Raw genomic sequence first — 388 nt, 5'->3', positions numbered from 1 at the left:
GACAGGGCTGGCCCATGGCCGTCGCCAGCCCACCAAAGCCCAGGCTGAAGTCCCGGTGGAAGAGTTGCGCCTCCACCCGCCCGTCCACGTCCACCCGGCCCCAGGAGAAGGCCTCCACGCCCAGAGAGAGGAAGAAGTGTCGCTGGCGCATGCCGCTCAAACGCACCGCGTCCCAACTGAGAATCACCTCACCATAGGCCGAGTACCCTTCCGGGAAGGACGCCTCCGCCAGCGGCATGGAGGCCGGGCCCGCCACCTGGAAGCGCGCCAACTCGTAGTCCGGGCCGAAGGCGCCCTGGCGAAAGCCTCCTCGCTGGAGGCGCCCCTCCAGCCGGGCTCGCAAGTCCACCGTCGGGGTCAGCGCATCCACGCCCACGCCTGTCTCTTA

The 388-nt window shown here is 69.3% G+C and carries 1 pseudogene; it reads right to left on the bottom strand.

The window, feature by feature from the left end:
- Nucleotides 1–379, bottom strand: a pseudogene (locus G4D87_RS38745) (hypothetical protein); the annotation flags it as partial.
- Nucleotides 380–388: the final 9 nt, after the last annotated feature.

The sequence above is a fragment of the Myxococcus vastator genome, from assembly GCF_010894475.1.
Classification (GTDB): Bacteria; Myxococcota; Myxococcia; order Myxococcales; family Myxococcaceae; genus Myxococcus; species Myxococcus vastator.
This window is presented reverse-complemented; position numbering and strand designations above follow the sequence as displayed.